The organism is Clostridium sp. CF012 (assembly GCF_018861755.1).
Classification (GTDB): Bacteria; Bacillota; Clostridia; order Clostridiales; family Clostridiaceae; genus Clostridium_AD.
Map to the genome: position 1 here is coordinate 11,838 of NZ_JAHLEF010000007.1, position 18,140 is coordinate 29,977.

At 30.7% G+C, this 18,140-nt stretch carries 18 protein-coding genes; 4 read left to right on the forward strand and 14 right to left on the reverse strand.

The genetic code is table 11. The annotated features are described in order from the left end of the window. Positions 1-9: 9 nt before the first annotated feature. Entirely contained in the window at positions 10-1,374 is a 1,365-nt protein-coding gene (locus tag KPL50_RS08535) for a hypothetical protein (RefSeq protein WP_216298042.1), read from the reverse strand. A 186-nt stretch (positions 1,375-1,560) separates the two neighbouring features. Here KPL50_RS08535 and KPL50_RS08540 point away from each other — a divergent pair, with 186 nt between their 5' ends. Further along, positions 1,561-1,833, forward strand: a complete 273-nt coding sequence (locus tag KPL50_RS08540; protein ID WP_216298043.1) for a hypothetical protein — start codon at positions 1,561-1,563, stop codon at positions 1,831-1,833. A 47-nt stretch (positions 1,834-1,880) separates the two neighbouring features. Here KPL50_RS08540 and KPL50_RS08545 read toward each other — a convergent pair whose 3' ends face one another. The 8 genes from KPL50_RS08545 to KPL50_RS08580 form a co-directional block, all read right to left on the reverse strand. Next, the gene (locus KPL50_RS08545; protein WP_216298044.1) at positions 1,881-2,570 is read right to left on the reverse strand and encodes a response regulator transcription factor; all 690 of its coding nucleotides are present in this window, start codon (positions 2,568-2,570) and stop codon (positions 1,881-1,883) included. Next, positions 2,567-4,063: a HAMP domain-containing sensor histidine kinase gene (locus KPL50_RS08550; RefSeq protein WP_216298045.1), complete on the reverse strand. Its 1,497-nt coding sequence runs from the start codon at positions 4,061-4,063 to the stop codon at positions 2,567-2,569. Before KPL50_RS08550 ends, KPL50_RS08545 begins: the two co-directional genes overlap by 4 nt. Then, on the reverse strand, positions 4,056-5,267 hold the full coding sequence (locus KPL50_RS08555; RefSeq protein WP_216298046.1) for an ABC transporter permease: 1,212 nt from the start codon (positions 5,265-5,267) through the stop codon (positions 4,056-4,058). Before KPL50_RS08555 ends, KPL50_RS08550 begins: the two co-directional genes overlap by 8 nt. 13 nt (positions 5,268-5,280) lie before the next feature. After that, positions 5,281-5,973: an ABC transporter ATP-binding protein gene (locus KPL50_RS08560; protein ID WP_216298047.1), complete on the reverse strand. Its 693-nt coding sequence runs from the start codon at positions 5,971-5,973 to the stop codon at positions 5,281-5,283. A 49-nt stretch (positions 5,974-6,022) separates the two neighbouring features. Continuing rightward, a complete protein-coding gene (locus KPL50_RS08565) occupies positions 6,023-7,177 on the reverse strand; it encodes an efflux RND transporter periplasmic adaptor subunit (protein ID WP_216298048.1) in 1,155 nt (384 codons plus the stop codon). A 265-nt stretch (positions 7,178-7,442) separates the two neighbouring features. Beyond that, a complete protein-coding gene (locus KPL50_RS08570) occupies positions 7,443-8,315 on the reverse strand; it encodes an ATP-binding protein (RefSeq protein ID WP_216298049.1) in 873 nt (290 codons plus the stop codon). A gap of 98 nt (positions 8,316-8,413) precedes the next feature. After that, positions 8,414-9,466: an FAD:protein FMN transferase gene (locus KPL50_RS08575; RefSeq protein WP_216298050.1), complete on the reverse strand. Its 1,053-nt coding sequence runs from the start codon at positions 9,464-9,466 to the stop codon at positions 8,414-8,416. A gap of 132 nt (positions 9,467-9,598) precedes the next feature. Then, positions 9,599-10,039 carry a hypothetical protein gene (locus KPL50_RS08580; protein ID WP_216298051.1) on the reverse strand — a complete coding sequence of 147 codons (441 nt, stop codon included), beginning with the start codon at positions 10,037-10,039 and terminating at the stop codon, positions 9,599-9,601. Positions 10,040-10,589: 550 nt separating this feature from the next. Here KPL50_RS08580 and KPL50_RS08585 point away from each other — a divergent pair. Further along, positions 10,590-11,069, forward strand: coding sequence for a hypothetical protein (locus KPL50_RS08585; RefSeq protein ID WP_216298052.1), 480 nt, complete (start codon positions 10,590-10,592; stop codon positions 11,067-11,069). A 150-nt stretch (positions 11,070-11,219) separates the two neighbouring features. Here the strand turns inward: KPL50_RS08585 and KPL50_RS08590 are convergent, their stop codons facing one another. Next, positions 11,220-11,378 (reverse strand): hypothetical protein, encoded by a 159-nt coding sequence (locus tag KPL50_RS08590; RefSeq protein WP_216298053.1) that lies wholly within the window; start codon positions 11,376-11,378, stop codon positions 11,220-11,222. Between the two features lie 229 nt (positions 11,379-11,607). Next, the gene (locus KPL50_RS08595) at positions 11,608-12,237 is read right to left on the reverse strand and encodes a hypothetical protein (protein WP_216298054.1); all 630 of its coding nucleotides are present in this window, start codon (positions 12,235-12,237) and stop codon (positions 11,608-11,610) included. Between the two features lie 206 nt (positions 12,238-12,443). Between KPL50_RS08595 and KPL50_RS08600 the strand changes: the two genes are divergently transcribed. Both KPL50_RS08600 and KPL50_RS08605 read left to right on the forward strand, forming a co-directional pair. Then, positions 12,444-12,659 carry a YwbE family protein gene (locus KPL50_RS08600; protein WP_216298055.1) on the forward strand — a complete coding sequence of 72 codons (216 nt, stop codon included), beginning with the start codon at positions 12,444-12,446 and terminating at the stop codon, positions 12,657-12,659. Between the two features lie 720 nt (positions 12,660-13,379). After that, positions 13,380-13,562, forward strand: coding sequence for a hypothetical protein (locus KPL50_RS08605; protein ID WP_164955509.1), 183 nt, complete (start codon positions 13,380-13,382; stop codon positions 13,560-13,562). Positions 13,563-13,722: 160 nt separating this feature from the next. Here the strand turns inward: KPL50_RS08605 and KPL50_RS08610 are convergent, their stop codons facing one another. The 3 genes from KPL50_RS08610 to KPL50_RS08620 all read right to left on the reverse strand — a co-directional run bounded on the left by KPL50_RS08610 (position 13,723) and on the right by KPL50_RS08620 (position 17,903). After that, positions 13,723-14,877, reverse strand: a complete 1,155-nt coding sequence (locus tag KPL50_RS08610; RefSeq protein ID WP_216298056.1) for a metallophosphoesterase — start codon at positions 14,875-14,877, stop codon at positions 13,723-13,725. A 33-nt stretch (positions 14,878-14,910) separates the two neighbouring features. Further along, the gene (pulA, locus tag KPL50_RS08615; protein WP_216298057.1) at positions 14,911-16,800 is read right to left on the reverse strand and encodes a type I pullulanase; all 1,890 of its coding nucleotides are present in this window, start codon (positions 16,798-16,800) and stop codon (positions 14,911-14,913) included. A gap of 104 nt (positions 16,801-16,904) precedes the next feature. Next, the gene (locus KPL50_RS08620; protein ID WP_216298058.1) at positions 16,905-17,903 is read right to left on the reverse strand and encodes a LacI family DNA-binding transcriptional regulator; all 999 of its coding nucleotides are present in this window, start codon (positions 17,901-17,903) and stop codon (positions 16,905-16,907) included. Between the last annotated feature and the right edge of the window lie 237 nt (positions 17,904-18,140).

Here is an 18,140-nt window from a genome sequence, read left to right on the forward strand (position 1 = left end):
ATAAAATAACTATAATATAATCATAGCCATTATAACTGTTGCGACTATTCCACAAGTAACAGGTATAAAATTTTTCCTCGCTACCTCATAGGGCTCAACCTTACATATTCCGGCTGCGGCAACTACACTCCAAGGAATTATAGTTCCGCCACCTATCCAAATGGTTATTATTTGACCAAAGGCTGCCACCTTCTCTTTGTCTATAACAATGGCGGTTGAAAAGGTATTGGCTAAAGTGCCAACTAAAGGAAGACCTGCAAAGCCTGAACCACTAAGTCCAAGAAGAGTGCTTACTGCTGTTTGTATGCCTATCACGGAATATTTGGATAAGGGTATCCTGCTGGCTGCATATATTCCAATATCACTTAAAATACCACTGGCACCATTACCCAGAATAGCAGTTGCTGTATTTTCACTTCCTAGAAAAAAGAAAGCACCGATAATTATTATTGGTGCAAATATACTTATACCAAAAGTAAAGCCACCTTTAATATATTTAGTAACCTCTCCTAATGATGTTTTAATATCAGTATGAACTATAGATGATATTATCATTATTATTGCTGCTGTTCCGCCTATTAAAGCTGTAGATTCTGAGCCTACTAGTCCGAATCTCGTTATGAATATTATATCTGTTATAAATGCTAAAGGAGTAAAAATAGCTATAATTTTTGCTCCATAGCATCGCTTTAATTCTTTAGTTTGAGCTGTTTTATCATCAATTTGAACTACTGTGTTTTTATCTTTTCTCATAAGTATAAATGCTGTAGTTATAGTAACTATACTCATTACTCCCCAAAAGGGAAGTGAATCTTTAATAATCCCTAATGGGCTTTCCAAGTTTGCAGTCTTAGCAGTTATGGATGGTGCTACTTGAAGAACGAAATCGCTGGATAAGGCTACTCCATTTCCGAATATACATAAAACTACTGCAGCCCATACAGGCGGTAATCCAGATTTGATTGCTACAGGCACCATTAAAGCTCCTACAAAAACCACAGCAGGTGTCGGCCAAATAAACCAGGAAACCAAAGTCATAGTTATACCTAGAACAAAAAAGGACATAGTTTTGTTTAGCATTAATTTCTTCATAGGTTTTATAATTAGCTCATCTGCGCCAATATCAGTTAACGCACTAGACATTGCATTAACTAATGCAATAAGCACAACTACTTCAATAAATTCTTTTCCAGATATAACTACGGCCTTATATATAATCTGCACAGCTTTTAGAACGTCACCTGTAAAGATATATCCTATTATTCCAATGCCTAAAATACATGGAAGTATAACATCCTTTTTAAGTGTAATTATCACAATAATTATTGCAATGATGATAATATACGCGTAGTGGATTGCACTTAAATTTACCATGTGTTTTTTCCTCCTATAAATTCCAATAATCACTTTGTATTGTTTCCCAAAGTGATTAAAAACATGCAACATATAACAACGCAAACATTCAAATATATTTCATGACTTTAACTACTATTTATGATAGACTTATGTTTAATAAAAAAAACAACAGTATAATGGTATTTTGTAAACAAGGAGGCTACGATGTTAAAAATTTGGGGGAAATTAATTTATGATACTAGGATTATTGAGGACGAAGTGTCAGTGTCGGAAATTCAAGGCAGTTATCAAGAAAATTTAAAAGCCTGCATAACAGAGTTATGTTATAAATTTGATATTTCAACACCTTACTGGCTAAAATCAAATGTTAATGAATATAATAAAAGACATAAAACTAGTTTTGATGAAAATAATTTTATAGAGGAAATTCACTTTGATAAATTTATGATAGAAGAATTAAAAGAAAATGAAAAATAGTGCCCTCACAGGCACTATTTTGATTTTTTTATATAAAAAAATTATATCTATACCTCAAATCTATATCCCACACCCCAAATAGTTTCAATATATTGGGGGTTAGATGGATCTATTTCAATTTTTTCTCTTATTTTTCTTATGTGGACAGTAACAGTTGGAATATCACCTTGTGAATTAAATCCCCATATTCGCTCAAAGAGGTCTTCTTTAGTAAATACTTTGTTTGGGTTAGCCGCAAGATATATTAGTAAATCAAATTCCTTGGTGGTGAGGATTACTTCTCTTTCATTTATAAATGCCCTTCTAGAGCTCTTATCCATAGAAAGGCCTCTTATTTCTATTTTATCATTTTTAGCCTGGGTACCTTCTGTTAGTCTTTCAAATCTTGAAATATGCGCCTTTACCCTAGCTACTAATTCACTAGGACTAAAGGGTTTTGTCATAAAATCATCTGCACCGAGACCTAAGCCTCTTATCTTATCTATATCTTCCTTTTTAGCAGATACCATGATTATTGGTGTGTTTTTTCCCTGTCGTATTTGTCTACAAATCTCAAAGCCATCAATCTTTGGAAGCATTAGGTCAAGTATTATTAAATCATACTGATCTTGTTTTGCCTTTAAAAGGCCCTTATCGCCACTATTTTCAATTACTACTTCAAAACCATTTATTTCAAGATAATCTCTTTCAAGTTCAGCTATACTTATATCATCTTCGATAATTAAAACCTTCTTCATAATATATCACCACTTCTATATTTTTTCAGAGTAAACACCATACTTGTTCCCTCTCCTTCCACACTATGAGCTCTAATATATCCACCATGCTGTTCAATAATTTTTTTTGCTATTGAAAGACCTAACCCGCTTCCACCTGTTGAAATATTTCTAGCTGGATCAGCTCTATAGAACCTATCAAAGATATAAGGGAGTGCATCCTTTGGGATTCCTTGTCCATTATCTTTAATTTCTATTATAACGCTACTCTCATCCTGCTCTATCATAATATTTATTTCACCAATTGCTTTATCCATATATTTCACAGCATTTTCAATTACATTTATGAATACTCTTTTAAGTTGCTGTACATCTGCAATAACATATATGGGTTCCACACTTATTGGATGATGATTTATTGTAATATTCTTTTTCTGTAAATGAAAATACAGTTCCTCTATACAGTCTTCTATATATTGGTATACATTTACTTTAGTAAAATTAAAGGCAAATTTATTCAGATCTAACTTAGAATATAAGAATAGCTCATCAATTAGTTTATCAACATCTGAAGCTTTGGTATATATCGTATTTATATATTTACTAGTCTTTTCTGGAGTATCTGCCACACCATCTCTTATGCCCTCAATATACCCTTTTATTGCTGTAATAGGTGTTTTTAAATCATGAGAGATGTTAGTAATAAGTTCCTTCCTGTTTTCCTCATATTGAAGTTGAACTTTTATAGATTTTTTTAGCCTTGCCCTCATTTCCTCAAAAGCCGTGCATACGTCACCAATTTCATCCTTTGAATCTGTTGTAATTTCAAAATCTAGGTTTCCTTCCTTAATTTTATTAGCTGCAGATTTTAATTTATATAACGGTTTTATAATACTTCTGGCTACAATAAAAGTCAGTGTACCATTAGTTGCAATAAGTATTAATATTATGAATATACTTACTGTAATATGAAACTTGGTAAAAGCTTTTTTTAAAGGTTCTACATTAGTAACTAAAAACACACTTCCTTTTGCTTTGTCTGAAAAGTGAAAATCCTGCTGGCTTAAAATCAATCCTACTTTTATATTTCTATAGGGGACGGGTATATTTTTTACATACTCTCCGAATTTCGGTAAATATTTATCTGTATTGAAATCTGAAACTGTGGAACTAGAATATACTATTTGATTATTTTTCCTTACTATTATCCCAGAATTTATAGCTAATAAATTGTCTTCTAAATTTTTTAAATATATTTCATCTTGAAAGCTCTCTGGAGACTCAAGCGAGGTTAATTTAATGGTTGCAAATATCTTATCTCGTTCCTCTACAATTTCACCAAAAGGATATATTTTTGATTTTACATCATAAGCCGTTTGAGCATCACTAAAATAATATAATCCTGCGGCTAAAGCTACCATTACCGTTAGAATTATAGGTACAATAAGCATTGTTATATAGGAGAATAGTAATCTTGCTTTAATTGAAGTTCTTATATTCTTAATTTTACTCATATCTGAGAGCATCAATTGGATCTAATTCTGCTGCTTTCTTAGCTGGGTAGATACCAAAGAAAACCCCAACTGCTGAAGAAAATAAAATAGAACCAACTATCGCTGTCCAAGATACCACAGGTGTTATTCCTGCAAAACTTCCTATTATCTCTGCTCCAACAATACCCAAGATCATTCCGATTATACCTCCTATTAAGGATAAAATAACTGATTCAATTAAAAACTGCATTAGTATAATTTTAGTTGTTGCCCCTACTGCCTTTCTTATTCCTATTTCCCTTGTTCTCTCTGTAACTGACACAAGCATTATGTTCATTACACCAATACCACCAACCAGTAGTGATATAGCAGCAACAGCACTTATAAATGCTGTAAATATTCCAAGAACACTGTTAATTTGCTCAAGCATTGCGAGTGCATTGTCTGCTGAGTATATTTCCTTTCCGCGGTTATTGTGTCTTGATTCTAACATTTTTATTGTGCCATTTCCTACGGATTCACCGTTCTCTTGTGAATTTGCAACAACTGTTATAGAACTTATTTTAAATTCCTTTGACTGCAGCGTACTTAAGAAGGTTACTGGTGCGGTTACTATAATAGGTTTACCCGAATTACCACCATTTCCAAAAGGAGAAGAAACTCCTTTCTCAACGCCTATAATAGTCATCTTTTTCATTAGTGTATTCTGACCTATCTTAATACTCTGACCTACCACATCAGCATAGCCAAACAATGTAATTGCATCAGTTTCGTCAATAATTCCTACTGATGTTCCCTGCTCGTATTCCTTTTCATTAAAATATCTTCCATAAATAATTTCTGTATTATTTATATATGCAAGATCTGGAGACCCTCCTCTCATAAAGGCATTTTTACTCTTCTTATCAGAAAAAACAGTACCTTGAAGCTGAAAGGCAGGACTTGCATATTTAATACTCTCAATTTTTTGTTTTATTTGTTTAACATCTTCTAAAGTTATATAATCTGTTGATTGAGCATTTTCTCCGCTTACTTTAACTGTAACTGAAGAAGCACCCAATTTTTCAAATTCACCTGTGATAGCCTTCTGACCTCCTTGACCAAGAGATACAATTGTTATAACTGAACTTATACCAATTATTATTCCAAGCATAGTGAGGAAAGAACGCATTTTATTAGCCTTTATACTTTCTAAGGCTGTTTTTATACTTTCAAATATATTCATACTTTCACTCCCTTTATATAACGATTCTTTTCTTAACAATAGAATCTGATACAATTTCACCGTCTCTAAACCTTACTATTCTATTAGTATGGTTAGCAATATCAGTTTCATGCGTTACCATGAGGATTGTAGCTCCTTCATTATTCAAATCTTCAAATATCTTCATTATATCTTCTGATGATTTAGAATCAAGGTTTCCTGTAGGCTCATCTGCCATGATTACCGCCGGTGAATTAACTATGGCCCTTGCAATAGCAGCTCTTTGCTTTTGTCCCCCGGATATTTCATTTGGCAAATGCTTTACTCTATCTGAAAGCCCTACTTTTTCAAGTGCATAAAGAGCTTTTTCTTTTCGTTGCCTAGCAGGTATGCCTGCGTACATCATTGGAAGCTGAACATTGTCAAGCAAGCTAATTCTTGGAATAAGATTAAATGACTGGAATACAAATCCTATTTCTTTATTTCTAATATAGGCAAGTTCATCACCGCTCAGAATAGAAATATCACGTCCATTTAAAATATACTTACCACTATTCATTTTATCAAGACACCCAAGTATATTCATCAAAGTAGATTTTCCAGAACCGGAAGCCCCCATTATTGCAGTAAACTCTCCCTTTTCAATTTTTAGATTAATATTTTTAAGGGCCGTAAATTCAAGATCTCCAGTTTTGTATATTTTTATAAGGTCTTTTACCTCTAACATTTATATTCCTCCTTGTATTCCATGGGTTACAAAACAATTATCTTTTACTTTAATCCGTTGTCTCTTTTATAATTGTGCCTTCTTTAATTGAAGTTGAGGGGTTCAAAATAACCTTTTCCTCTTTTTTAATCCCTTTAGTTATTTGAACTTCAGTATCTGACTGAGATCCAATAGTTACCTGTCTTTCACGCACAACATTTCCTTCAACAACGTATACTAAATTTTTACCGCCTTTTTCTACCTTTAATGCTTCTGACGGTATTTTAATAGCGCTTGCAACTTTACCTACTAATATGTCTACATCTACATCGAAATCTATCTTTAAATCTGGAGCTTTATCTAAAATAGATATTTCTACCGCTAAGGTTGTTTCACTTCCCGTTACTCCCACTGATTTATTTGCTGCGGGGTCTATAAAAGAAATACTCCCTTTATAGGTTTTGTCTCCATTCTTAACGAGTACTTCTTGACCAATTTTGACTTTACTTGCATCATATTTTCCAAGGGAAGCAATTGCTTTTAAACTTTCTATGTCTTGAACTACTACCACTGCTTCCATTCCATTCCCTACTGCACCTTCTATTGCCGTAAGTGTCGTTATAACTCCAGCATTAGTAGCTATAATTGTACTTTTATTATCTACTAGCTTTTGCTTAGCAGAATTTAAGGATATTTCTGCTAGCTTTACAGAATTATCTGTTTGTTTTAACTTCTCAGAGGAGAAAGGTGATAAGGCACCCTTTTGTTGTTTCAAACCTTCCAATTTTGCTTTGTCCGCTGGATTCAAACTTTTCTCTAATGTTGCAATTTCTTTGGCTAAACCTGAGATTTTACTTTTAATATCATCATTTTGATTGTACAAATCTTTTTTAGCAAGAAGTGCATTATCATATTGAATTTGCGCTTGACTAACTGTAGAAGCTAAATCTATAGTTTCATAAGTTACTAAGATATCACCTATTTTGACCTTGTCTCCTACTGCTACGTTAACTTTTTTGATTTTAGATTGAAGACCAAAATATTCTTTACTATTCTTTGAATTCACCGTCGCTGTGGTAGATATATAAGATTTAAGTTCTCCTACCTCAACTATTGAAGTTTTTACACTTATAATTTTACTAGCATTCTTTTTTTCACTTATTAAAAAAACACCACTTAAAATACCTATTACAATTAAGCCATAAATTACTGTTTTCTTTTTCATTATTATTCCTCCTTATATACTTCTGCTTATAGATAGTAATTGTCAGTTGTTATCTATCTTTTATTTACTTTAGATAATACTCGTTAATTTATATATATATAAACAAAACTTAATATTTATATTATACAATACTGTTATAAACTCATTCTAAAGCATTTCTTAAATTTTTCTAAAATATACATAAAAACAAAAATTTGATAATTAAATAAGGCAGTGATTCAATAAAAACAGCAGTAGAACTTTACAATCGTTCTACTGCTGTTTATTAATCTTCATCTTTATTATAAAAATCTAGATACGAATAATTTTCCCCGTTTTTTTGCCAACCTAAAATAGAATCCATATTTACATTTTGTGCTGCTCTAAAAATAGACTTATCAACATCACTAAAATTTTTCTTTAACTCTTTAACTAAATCTTTAATTTCATGGCGTTTGTTTCCTATCTTTTTAGCTGCAACCATACAGGCACAATTAAGTGGCCAAATACCACTGGTTTGAGTGAAATCTTCAATGTATTGTTCTTCAATATAGTAAAGAGGACGAATCAATTCCATTTCCTCAAAATTTTGTGACTTTAATTTTGGAAGCATAGTCTTAAAGTTTCCTGAATAAAGAATATTTAACATAGTGGTTTCAACCACATCATTAAAATGGTGACCGAGAGCAAGTTTATTGCAACCTAGCTCCTGCGCTTTTGCATATAAGGCTCCCCGACGCATTTTAGCGCACATGTAACATGGATAATCCTTTGCTATGTTATCAATTATTTGGAAAACACTTGATTCAAATATTTTCACTGGGATATTTAAATGTTTACAATTATCAATTAATAGTTCTTTTATGTTTTCATGATAACCAGGATCCATTGCAATAAACTCTAATTTAAAATCTACCTTCCCGTAATGCTGTAACTCTTGAAATAATTTAGCCATTATCAGACTATCCTTACCACCAGAGATAGCTACAGCAATTTTATCACCCTGGCAAACTAATTTATAATCCACTATAGCTTTAGTAAATTTTGACCAAATATGTTTTCTATAGGTTGTAATAAGACTACGTTCTATTTCACCTATTGGCTTTCTTTCATTAAACGGAACCCTTATTTCACAACCTTCTCCTGCAATACTACTCATAACATCACCCCTCTAATACATTAGAATATTATAACATATTTAAGAAGGGTTTGTCTTTGAAAAGTGTAATGCGATTTATGGTATTATTATTCACTTTTCTAATTTTTTAATTTGAATTCTGAATTTGTAATTTTAAAATTGTCTTTTAACCCGGTTGTAGTGTATACCTGCTTATCTTTGGTTATAAAAATAGCCTCTACTCCCGGCATGGTATTTATTAATTTCATTCCTTCTTCTAATCCCAATGAAAATACACTGGTAGAAAGGGCATCACCATCGATTGATTTTTCACTTACTATGGACACTCCTGCTATAGAATTATCACAAGGGTATCCCGTACTAGTACTTAAAATATGATGATATTTCACACCATCTTTCTCAAAATACCTTTCATAAATACCAGAAGTAACAATGGACTTATTATCAACCTCAATCATTCCAATAATATCCCCTCTTTGCGTAAAAGGATCTTGAATTCCTATTTTCCAAGGAGTACCAGTAACATTTTTACCCATAGCAAATACGTTGCCACCAAGATTTATAATAGCATGCTCTACGCCATTTTCTTTGAGAACTTTTGCTACTTCATCTGCAGTATATCCCTTAGCTATAGCGCCTAAATCTATTATCATACCTTTGTTTTTAAGAAATGCTGTTTTATTTTTTTCATCTAATATTAAATTTTTGTAATTTATTAGAGCTTTTTTTTCTTGAATTTCACCTTTTGAAGGTACTCTTGCTGCATCAGTACCTATTCCCCATAATTTCACAAGAGGCCCTACAGTTATATCCATTTTTCCAGCTGTTAATCCTGCGAATTTCAAGCCTTCTTTAAGAACTTTCATGGTTCCATCAGAGATTTTAATTGGCTTTTCTCCAGCTGCATTATTAATATCGATAACCTCACTAGTCTCTTTATTGAGGCTCATTGTATTTTCAATTTCACTAATTCTTTTGAAAGCACTATCCAGCACTTTAGTAGAAGATTTATCATAAATTTTAATTGTACACACAGTACCCATTAAAAACTCATTACCGGAAATTGGTTCTACTGGTCCTACAACTTTTTTAGAACAAGCCGATAGCATTATGGCTAGTATAGTACATGCTGCAATAATCTTAAGTTTTTTATTCTTTGATGAAAAAATCATAATTATACACCTCTTATTCTCATTTAATTAATTATACCTATACTATTGTCAGTCGCTACTATAATAAATCTTTTCTTATCAATAAGAAGGACTTTAGACCTAAGTCTAAAGTCCTTCTTATTTTAAATCATACTATTTTTTCATAGCCTTAGCTTTCTCAAATAGTGTTTTAAATGTTGTTGAAATACCAGTAGCTCCACTAACTGTTATTGCCTTATCTTCTTTTACTGCAGCTTCAGTTAATTGAGTGAAAGCATCTGCAGGAGAAACTTTCATTGTAGCGTATGCTTTATCTTCACTTTTTTTCGTTCCCTCTTTATTAACTTCCATATATTCTACTTTAGATATCTTCCCATCTGTATAAGTTACTGATATCTCACCTTTCCAACCACGTTCGTCAAAATCTGATGAAGCTTTATATACTTCAGGTGCTTTAGTTTCTACTGCAGCAGGCGCTGTAGTTTCCGCAGGTTTTTCTGTTACTACAGGTGATTCTTTTTTAGCACAGCCACTTAATATTGAAAGTGTCATTACCCCAGCTGCTATTATTGAAAGAATTCTTTTGTTTTTCATTATATGTTCCCCCTATTTTTCAAAATATTACTTTTTAAATATTTTAACTTTTTAAATATTTAACTTATTATACAATTTCAATTAAAAATAGTCAATTATAACTATTATTTTCTTTTCACACATACTATATCCCCCTGAGTATGAAAATTATTATTAATAGGATTATTTCCACAGAAAAAAAATAGTTTATAATGTCTAAACTGTAAATTTATTAATTTTACTAGTTAGTTAAAATTTTATCATAATACTATTCCATGTGCAAATAAAGATACAATTTGTTCATTAATAACATGTTTTGTTAATTTAGTTCATGGATATATTGTTTTAATAGTTATAATGATATATATTAGATAACAGTTTCCTGTTTAAGGGTTCATAATTTTAAAAAGATTACTTGTATTAATAATTATAATAGTTACATCAATATCTATTGTATATAAATATTGGACTAACTATATAACAAGGTATATCCTATATTTGTAGTTAATAATATTGTCAATTTATATCTTAGGCTTTAGTAACTAATAGAGTTATATAGGGAGTGATTTATATGGATTACGAAATTCTAAAAACAAGCACTCAAGAAACTAGAGATAAATATTTAAAGGGTGAATTAGGAGAAGAAAAGAGTAAAGTACTAGATAAGTATTGTCTTATATGTAATGAAAATTTGTATTGGCAGAGAGTCAAGGATAAGTACCCTACTCAGGAATATTTCAGCTATAAATTCACTAAAAAAGCCTCAGTTTTAGGGATAATATTTCAAATTTATAGGCTTTGTTATGCCAAAGTTAAATATTTTGAAAAAAACTGGGGTGATTATTCTGCCTGCGTATATCATTGGAAAAAGGGTTTTATTGAAACAGAGATATATAACATGGAATTTATTAAGCATAGAAGTACTGGTATTGTCATTGATTTGAGAAATTTATGCAATATTAACAAAATAGAAGAATTCATTAAATTATGTAGCTACTTAGAATCCAGAGAGACTTTAGAAAAAGATTGTGCTATTATCGGACTAGATTAAAAAAGTAATAAGTGCCAGAGTTTCTAGCACTTATTACTTTTAGAAATCGTGTCCCCCAAAATGAGACTCACTTAATTTACTTTTATAAATTTTAGTAGCATCTTATAAATATATTATTGAACAGTGTCTCCACTGCTTATATACTTCTATCTATCTATCAAATAGACCGCCAGTCTTCTTAGTGCTTCTTGCTGCTTTTTTCTGTTTTCCAATCACTTTATCTGGTCTTGAAACTCCACCTTGCTCAGAACTTTTCTTTTTCTTTTCCTCAATAATTTTTTTCATCATTTCAATATTATTACTTGACATAAATTTTTCCTCCTTTTGTAGCAAATCAAAGTATGTTAGATTCTATAGAATTTATGTTTAAGTTTATAATTAATACATTTTTATTTTCTATATTTATATTCACTACACAAACTCAACTTGTTGTTTTCCCTACTAATCAGTTTATCTTAATTCACTCAAGATTTCAATATAATATTTAAATGTAACAGTATTTTTTTATAATAATGATGATTCACCTTCTCAACTATCTTTATCCTATCCTTTTCACAATACCGCTTAACTTAATTAATACATTTTTATATCCCACTTTTATAATTTCATTATCATATAAATTTTCATAGGTTACATTATTCAAATCAAAGTCTAATGCTTTTGAGAAATTGGTGCCATAAAGTTTTTTAATAAACATCTCGCAATCTTCTTTTATTAGAGTATAATGCCTCTCATCATAATGGTAGGCATTTGTATCATTTTTCAATTTTTCTATAATTCCATATAATTGATAAATATAACTCATTTCTTTTAAATTAAAAGTTTTGATTAAAGATACGATAGCTTCAGCATAATTACTATTCATAGGTACAGGGTAAATACTGATTTTTTTCTTGTTATTATCAAATTCTTTTATCATTCTTAAGCTTTGAAATAAAGCAGTGCATATATCTAATTGAATAATATTGACATACTCATTAAGTTTAAATTCCTTATTTTTCTCTTGATATTCTCTTTTGGATTTTTCGATTTTACTTTGCGTTTCAATTGCCTTTGAAGAATAATTTTTATTTATAAGCCAACTGAAAATTCCACCTAAAATAGCTCCTATTATAATAGAAACAGATGATATAAGATGATCCGGTATGAATGGAAAGGATTGTTGCATTCCACTTTCTCCTTTCTAAAAAAATATTTTCTACAGTATAGTTTCCATATAAATATATTTTATTCTTTAAGTCTTTATAAATATATTTTTTGACAAAACAATGATAATTGGAGTATTGTCTATATATAAAGCATATACAAACCGAATTTTCATGGTAAATTAAGTATTTGTTTTAAAGTAATATTATTGAAGGAGACTAAAAGCACATGATTACACAAAATGATAATAGAGGCCAAATAAGAAATAATATATCTATAGGCACTACTGTAGACGTTGTTTTAAAAAAAGACCAACGAACAAATACGTTAACAAGAGGCGTAGTAAAAAGGTTGTTAACCAACTCTGCTGTGCACCATAGAGGTATAAAGGTTATGCTTGAAGATGGTCAGGTAGGTAGAGTACAAGCTATTATATCAAAATAATAATTAATGTTTTAAAGTTAAAATCCAATTTACCATTTTTGTAAATATTCAATGGTAAATTGGATTTTGATTTTTAATTAAATATTGTGCTTGCATTTTAGATTGAAATGTTATATAATATTAAAGTTACCTAGTAGAAACAAAATGTTTTTAAAATTACAAACTACTTTCCAATACGTAGCATAAATCGGATCATTAAAACACTTAACAAGAGAAGACATGAATTTTAAAATTTCAATTCTTTAATTCTTACCCTCTTCATTCGAAAATTTCTTAATGAATCCCTTATTAAAAATTTTGTTAAATAAAGTACTGATAACACCTATAACATAACTCAATATGTTGTAGCATGATTTGAATTTAATTCAAGGAACTAGACACCTAATGTTTGTTTTGTGACCTTGTAGACCAGTAAGGAGGTATTTATATGAAAAAAGACGAATTAGTTGAAATTACAGAAGATGTAATTGACGAATGTTTAGAATGTTTAGACTAAAAATAAAAAAGCAAATCTATCACTGTCCAGTCAAGTGAAGGTTTCTTTTTTTTCTATAAATATAATTGTGAAATTTTAGCATATAATATATATTTAAACATTTAATCACATTCTTTAATGTTTAAAAAATAATTTAAATAAATAGTACAATAAATAGAGGAAAATTCTCTTTGGTATAGAATATCTGTAGGTATAGAATACTTACATGAAGGGGAGGGCATAAAATGTTAACGATTTCTTTTATTAGTGGTGACAAAGAATTACTTGATTTAAAACAATCTGAAGCTGATTTGTTTAAAAGTTGGTTTTACAATTTTGAAAACTCCAGGCCTCATGAGATTAATACAATGGGTAAGAAATACATGTTTAACAAAAAGGCAATTGCTTATATTGAAATAGAGCCTTAGGGTTTGGCGTTACATCAAAGCAATTAATAACTTACAATATGAATTTAATAATCTATAAAAACCTGCAAATCTTATGATTGCAGGTTTTTTATATCCGCACCTTATGAGGACATTAGATATATGCTCGTCTAAACAGTACTGAATTACCTATTACGGATTATTATTTAAACTCTACTTCTACTTGAACAATTTCTGAAGATGTTCCTATTCTTATAGGCGGTCCCCAAGTCCCAACGCCACTTGAAACCACAACATTATATGTGCCTTTAGTTAGTAATCCAAAATCATTCTCAAATAGCTTTTTAGTAACAATATTAGCTGGCAGCAATTGACCTTTGTGTGTATGACCTGAGAACTGAAGGTCAACCCCAGCTTTTTCTCCCTCACTAAATTTTACAGGCTGATGATCAATTACAATAATGGGTAAAAGTTTATCTGTGCCACTTAGCAATTCATCAATTGTTTTTCGTTTTGATTTAGAGTATCGCTCAAAGGATAAATCCTCTCTACCAACAATGTAAAAACTGTTATTGATTTTTACTGTCTTATCTCTTAATAGATTAAAGTTTGCAGAATTTTCATATTCATAGGCAATTTTATCTATCCCTCCTCCATAATACTCATGATTACCAAAAACAGCGTAAACTCCATATTTAGAATGTATTTTTTTAAATTCCACACCCATTCCTTGGTCTATAAAAGGCTGTATATAATCATCAATAATATCTCCTGCTAGTATTACTATATCTGGATTTAATTTATTTATTTCAATTACCATCTTTGAAAGGCGCTGTTTATCCACAATATCACCAAGGTGCAAATCAGAAAGCATTACAATATTTAAGTTTTTTAAGTTTCCTGCATCCTTATTAATTTTTATTGAATATTTTGTTGTTTTCAAATTTGTTGCATTGTAGGTTCCGTATACTAGCAAAATAGCTACAATTATAAGTGCGGAGGTGTTAGCTATAAAATATATATTTTGCAAGGTCTTAGCACCTATAAATTCAATGCTTTTAATACCTAGGATTAATTTTACAATATCTATTGCTCCTAGCAATATTATAAAATACAAAAATGCTGCAAGCCAGTATCCGCCTAAAATATTAAGAAATTTCTCAAAAGAATGAGGTACTTTATCTTTACTAAGTCTTGCTATTATAAAAGAAAATGCAATAAAAATAAACATAGCCCAATACAAATAAATACTAATTTTAGGAATGGCTGTATTTATAAATAGCCAACCTTTTTTACCAACATAAAGATTGGCGGCAATAAAAATTAATATCGAAAAAAATATTTGAAAATAAATCATTTTTTCATTTTTCCTCCAAACTTAGATACTCCGTTATCTACATAATATATATGTAGATATGGAAGGTACACCCACCTCATTAATACAAGTTTTTGTTCCTTTACTTACACCTGTTTTATCCACTTCATACTCATTAGCTAAAACCCTCCACTCATTAGAATCCGGTAAAACCACTTTTATTTTTTCACTATTAGAATTATGAATTATAATTAATTTACTATAATCATCTTTGAAAGCAGAAGTTAATTCGTAAGCCACCGAGTTAAAAGGAGTTTCTAGGAATATCAGGGATTTCCTTACTTGTTCAGTGTTGTCTAAGGTCATAACCTTTTGACTTTTTCTTAAAGAGATTAAACCCTTAACGTATTCATAAGTTTCCATGTATTCAGCTTTTCTACCCCACTGTATTTCATTAACAGAATCACCAGCGTTATAGCTATTATGATTTCCTTGTTTAGTCCTTAGTATTTCAGTTCCACCTTGAATAAAAGGCACTCCTTGGCTAGTAAGGATAATAGATAGTGCCAATCTACTCATTTTTTCTCTTTCTAACGGTGCGCTAGTAGGATTACTTTTTTCAAATTTATCATATAAGCATAAATTGTCATGTGAACTTACATAGTTTATTGCTTCTCCAGGCTCCTGCGTAAAATTACATATTTCATTGTTATATTTAATTCCACCAACAACCCCCTTCTTTATCTCTGCCTCTAGTCCACCTCTACCATTTACAAAACCTGCCCAACTGCCATCATTATCTCCCCTTATTGCATTTCTCATATCATCATTAAATAATGATACTTGCATACCCTTTTGACTGCCTTTCCTCATTTGTTTGGAAGGCTCTAATGCTGATTGTCCACCTGTCCATGGTTCACCGTAGATAATAATGTTTGGGTTAATAATTTTTGCTTGTCTGGTTACTTCTTTCATTGTATCGATATCATGTAGAGCCATTAAATCAAATCTAAACCCATCTATTTTGTACTCCTGAGCCCAAAACACAATACTATCTAGTATAAATTTACGTGTCATTGGTTTTTCAGAAGCTATTTCATTCCCACAACCTGAACCATTAGTATAGTTGCCGTTCTCATCCCTTCTATAATAATATCCTGGAACCAAGATGTCCATTGGTGAATTTTCAATAGTAACAGAGTGATTATAGACAACATCCATAATTACATTGATACCATTTTCATGTAGTGTTTGAATCAGAGTCTTAAACTCTCTTATTCTTACAGTGCCATCTTTTGAATCTGTTGCATAAGAACCCTCAGGAACATTGTATAGATAAGGATCATATCCCCAATTATATCCACCCACAGTTTCATCCACACTTGCGAAATCATAAACAGGCAATAAGTGAACATGAGTTATTCCTAAATCTTTAAGATGATCCAGGCCCGTAACAACCCCTTTAGATGTTTTGGTCCCTTTCTCAGCAAAAGCCAAATATTTCCCTTTATGTTCAATCCCTGAGTCCATTGATACTGAAAAATCTCTAATATGAAGTTCATAAATTACTGCCTCAGTTCTATTAATTGGTAAAGGTCTTTGGTGGGTTTCCCAATTTTCGGGATTAATTGAATTGAAATCAACTATCATACCCTTCTCTCCATTAGCACTGGCACCTTTAGTATAGATATCCGGTGTTTCTTTTTCAACGCCATCATTTGTTACTAAATAATTATAATATTTATTTTTAAAATCACCCTGAAGTTTAAGCTCCCAAACGCCATTTTGACCTTTTGCCATGGCGTGTTTTTGTTTTAGGTCATCACTAAAAGTTTCATACACAACTACTGAAATTTCTTCTACAGTTGGTGCCCAAACTTTAAATGTTGTATAATGAGTAGTATAAACTGCACCTAAATCATTTCTATCATAGGTGAATTCGTTATTTTCTAATACTTCATCCATTATCTAATCTCTCTCCTTAACAATAGTAAAAAGTATAGCAATAGCTATAGCTATTTTCTTTATAATATGTATGCATATCAAAAAAAAACCCTAGAAATCTAGAGTTATTTAGTTGAATTTCTTTCAACTAATTTTGTATCAATAATATAATTAGTTATATACTCTTTCTCATTTTCCAATTTGTTTATTAATAGCTTAACTGCAAAATAACCTAATTCTTCGGAATTAATATCCACTGAAGATAGTGTAGGATTCCTGTAGGCAGTTAATGGCGTGTTATTAAACCCAACAATTGAAATATGATTTTGCGACATTTCACCTATAGCTTTTGATGCACCAAATGCAATTAAATCGTCAGTGGTTACAACTGCTGTAGGGCTGGATTTTTCCAAAATTCGTTTCATAGCATCATACCCACTATCTTCTGTAAACTCTGCTACTTGTATCATATTTTCATCTATTTTTACGCCAATATTTTCCATAGCCTTTTTATATCCTTCTAACCTATTAATAGTTACATTTAGCGTAGACGGACCGCCTATAAATGCAATTTTTCTCTCGCCCTTTTGTATAAGATAATTAACAACACTATACATGGCGTGGAAATTATCATTATCAACCCATAAAATTCCTTCTGTATCTTCTGGTTTTCCTATTACTACAAAAGGATAATCTGCTTCTTTTAAATAAGCAATGCATTTGTCGTTTTTTCTTACTACTGGTAAAATAATGCCATCGACTCTTCTACTATTCATTAAACTTGCTATATACTCTACTTCTTGATCTTCATCATTACTGTAAGTATACATAATATAATATCCTTTTTTTTGCGCATAATGGCTTATGCCTCTCATAATTTGAATGAAAAATGGATTAACAAACAAATCCTCATCTGTATTAGGTAAAATAAGTCCTATAGTCTTTGTTGTTTTACTAACTAGGCTCCTAGCTATAGCATTAGGATGATAATTCATTTCTTTCATTGCTTTATAAACCTTTTGTTTTGTTGCATCACTAATCTTAGGATTATCTGCAATTACTCTTGAAACTGTTGAAGGTGATACATTTGCAAGCTTTGCTACTTCTCTTATAGTTACCGACATGAAAACTTCACTTCCTAATTTATAAAAATATTCTATGTTAATTATATTATTAAATGTAATATTGTGCAAGGCTAGCTTGAATAAGTGATAGACATTATCTAAAATACATTAATAGGCTAGTTTCTTATAGCTGAAATACAATTATAGATAAGTGTTATGCCACTTAGTTATGCAACCGGTTGCAATTTGCTTAACATGATTATAATCTTTCAGTTTAACTTCTGTCAATACCATGTT